This is a genomic window from Streptomyces sp. PA03-6a (assembly GCF_033792765.1).
Taxonomy (GTDB): Bacteria; Actinomycetota; Actinomycetes; order Streptomycetales; family Streptomycetaceae; genus Actinacidiphila.
In genome coordinates, this window is record NZ_JARAVK010000484.1 from 1 (window position 1) to 3053 (window position 3053).

Here is a 3053-nt window from a genome sequence, read left to right on the forward strand (position 1 = left end):
CTGCACCCCGTGCCGCCCCAGCCGCTCGCCCCCGACCACGGATCTGCCGGCCGCCACCGCCTTCCCGGCGGGAAGCAGCGCGGCAGCCACGCCGAGTCCGAGGACGGCACGTCGCGGCGGTGTGGGGGGTGTCGCGGCCATGGGGGGACGGTACAAGCTGCGACCCCCCACAACCGAACCGGGGGCACCTCTGTGGACACCGGTCGGCCCAGCGCATACTGGGTTCCTTGATGCGAATGGGGGAAGGGCGGGAACCCGTTGCGCCGGATGCTGGCCGTGCACTTCGCGCCGAGCGCCCTGTTCGTCACACACGCCTGGACCCTCACCCGTGCGGGCGCGTTCTCCGGCCGCACCCGATGGCACGACGCCCTCCCCGCCACCCCCGCCTCGACCGCGGCCGCAGTGCTCGCGATCTCCGCCTCCGCCGCACTGCTCGGCCTGCTGCTGCACCCTTTCCAGGTGCGGGCCGTCCGGGTGCTGGAGGGCTACTGGGAGCGGTGGGCGCCGACGTCGCGGCTGGCGGGGGTGCTGGTGGAGTACCAGCGGCGCAGGTGGCTGGTCCTGTTCGACGCCACCACCCGCGAGGACACGGACGTGGAGAGCCGCACCGGCAAGAGCCTCGGCGAGCAGATACGGGAGCGGGACTCCCTCGCCCGCCTCGAACGCGACCGCCATCAGGCCGTCCGGCGACTGGCGGCGCTTCCCCCGGGCAACGTGCTGCTTCCCACGGCCCTCGGAAACGCCCTGCGTGCGGGCGAACTCAGAGCCGGAGAGCGCTACGGCCTGGCGACGCTGGCCTCCTGGCCGCGGATCCTCCCGCAGGTCTCCGGCCGGCTGGCCGCCGCGCTGAGTTCGGCCCGGGACTCCCTCGACACCGCGGTGAACCTGTGCCACTGCTTCCTCGCCTGCACCCTGGTCGGCGCGGTGGCCTTCCACGACGAACCGCGCCAGTGGGGGCTCCTCGCCGCGTCCCTGGCGGGTGCAGCCCTCGCGTACAAGGGGGCGGTGACGGCCGCCCAGGCGTATGCGGGGCTGATGTACGTCGTCTACGACCTGCACCGGCTCGATCTGGCCAAGGCGCTGGGCCACGAACTCCCCGACCACGAGGGTGAGTGGGACCTGTTCCGGCGGATATCCGACCGTCTGCGATGAGCGCTACGCCCGCACCAGGCTGACCGCGCCGCCCAGTCCCAGGAGATGCAGGCCCACGCCACCGGAGTCCGTGTCGATGGCGTCCCTCGGCCCTGAGTCGGTGACCCGCGTGAGGACCATGCCCGTCGTCTGCACCGTGACCGGCCAGCTCCGGGGAACGGTCAGATGCACGTGCCCTACGACCGCCGTGATGTGGACGGTCACGTCGCCGTCGAGCGCCGAACCGGTGAGGTCCGCCCGTATCTCCCCGGCGACGGCCCGCAGTTCCAGGCGCGGGTGCCGGGTGCGTTCTCCGATCGCCCCGGGACCGCGGACGCGGCCCGTGGACAGGAACCGCGTCCACCGCCCTTCCCCCGGTCGAACGGAGGGGCGCAGCAACGCGACGCCCACCAGCGCGAGTGAGACGGGCAGGACGACGTTCACCAGGACGCGGCCGCTGACGGCGTGCCCGTGGGCGAGCCCCACGAGGGCGATCGTGGCCAGGACGCCAGGGGCTATGAGCGAGCTGACGCCGACGAAGGACCGCACGAGGTTGAGTACCGCCAGCGCGAGCAGCAGCCAGGGCCACCACGTGACGGCCCACTCCGCTGCCACGCGCACCCGGTGCAGGGTGTCCCCCACGGCGAAGCTCCCGAGCGCCAGCGCGCCCAGACCCAGCCACGGGGCGGGACGACGCCCCCGTTCCCTGTCCGTCCGAGCCACGCGCGTCATCGTAGTGGCGGGCGCGGCCCAGGTTGCCGGACGGGTGACTAGTCCGTGCGGCGGGCCTCGTTGAGCTCGGTGAGGGCTTGTTTCAGTACAGGTCGTGGATCGCGGCCCCCGTCCATGGCGGCGTTGTGGACCGAGGGGGGCAGCACTTGAAAGTCGCACCCCGGGTCGTGCTTGACCTTGTTGTGTTGCCTCAGATATTCGGCGATGGCGTGTGGCCCGTTTTCGAGTGCCGAATTCCATGCCTTTATGGTGTCCGTGCCGCTGTTCCTCGGGATCAGTCCGGGACAATCATCCCCCCAGCATTCCCGCCCTCTGTTGGAGGGTGCGGCGATTCCCGGTAGTGTCATGGAATGCGAGCTCATCGGTGACCTAGCCCTCTCTGGATTCGGGGATGGTTTCCTCGTCCTGTTCCTCCCGGTTCCGCAACCTGTACAGGTGTGCGATCCACAGGACGTCCAACGCTGTGCACAAGAGGACCATGGCGAACGCCACCCAGCGCCATGCGGCTTGAGGTCCGGCGTCCGAGGGTGCGAGGGCCAGGGAGACGCCCAAGCCCAGCAGGGAGGTACCCGCGTTGAAGGACAGGATTGCCCAAAAGATGTAGCGCTCCCATATCTCGAAATGGAGGCGCTGAGTGACGCGCAATGCAGGGTATTGCTTGGAGCGATGGGCGTCGGGTCCGTACCACGCTTCGATGTCCTGGGGGCTGTAATAGTAATGGCGCGCGTGGTAGTGGAGCTGCATGCTGGCAACGAGCGAGAGCGATGCAGCGACCAGGACCAGGAGTGTCGGCCCAGGCCAGAGAAAAAACGTTGGGTCCGCTCCCGCGACGACGCCGGCCAGGGCGAGTGCGGCTGCTGTCAACATTGGGGCGGCGATGGAATGGGCCTCTTGGGCTGCCTGTCCGAATCCGAGCGGCTTCGGCCGCCCCAATATCGTCATGATCCCCCCATAGGAGCTCCCCGCATCCTGCTCGGAGCATGACAGATCATCAATAAACGCACCATAGGCTGAATCAAGTCACGCACCAGCGCAGACGGGGCGTTGTCAGAGGGCGGTCCTACGCTCGGCGGGCATGGGGACTGCGGGGGGCCTGTTCTTTTTACAAATTTCCGAGCCCACGAGACCTCTTTAAACCTCTTATCCCGTCTTCGGTTGGAAAAAAAAAAAAAAGCACACAAATCGGACAA

General features: G+C 68.7%; 3 protein-coding genes. 1 reads left to right on the plus strand and 2 read right to left on the minus strand.

Annotation, left to right across the window (positions count from 1 at the left end; translation table 11 throughout):
- The first annotated feature begins 267 nt into the window (after positions 1-267).
- Complete coding sequence (locus tag PV350_RS45795) at positions 268-1152, plus strand: hypothetical protein (RefSeq protein WP_500339216.1); 885 nt, start codon at positions 268-270, stop codon at positions 1150-1152.
- Between the two features lie 3 nt (positions 1153-1155).
- On the opposite strand, the gene PV350_RS45800 is transcribed toward PV350_RS45795, so the two are convergent.
- On the minus strand, positions 1156-1854 hold the full coding sequence (locus PV350_RS45800; RefSeq protein WP_500339217.1) for a hypothetical protein: 699 nt from the start codon (positions 1852-1854) through the stop codon (positions 1156-1158).
- A gap of 378 nt (positions 1855-2232) precedes the next feature.
- Complete coding sequence (locus PV350_RS45805) at positions 2233-2805, minus strand: hypothetical protein (RefSeq protein WP_499513580.1); 573 nt, start codon at positions 2803-2805, stop codon at positions 2233-2235.
- Positions 2806-3053 lie beyond the last annotated feature (248 nt).

Coding starts and splice junctions, on each gene's coding strand:
- PV350_RS45795 (WP_500339216.1), top strand. CDS start 268: ATGCTGGCCGTGCACTTCGCGCCGAGCGCCCTGTTCGTCACACACGCC.
- PV350_RS45805 (WP_499513580.1), bottom strand. CDS start 2,805: ATGACGATATTGGGGCGGCCGAAGCCGCTCGGATTCGGACAGGCAGCC.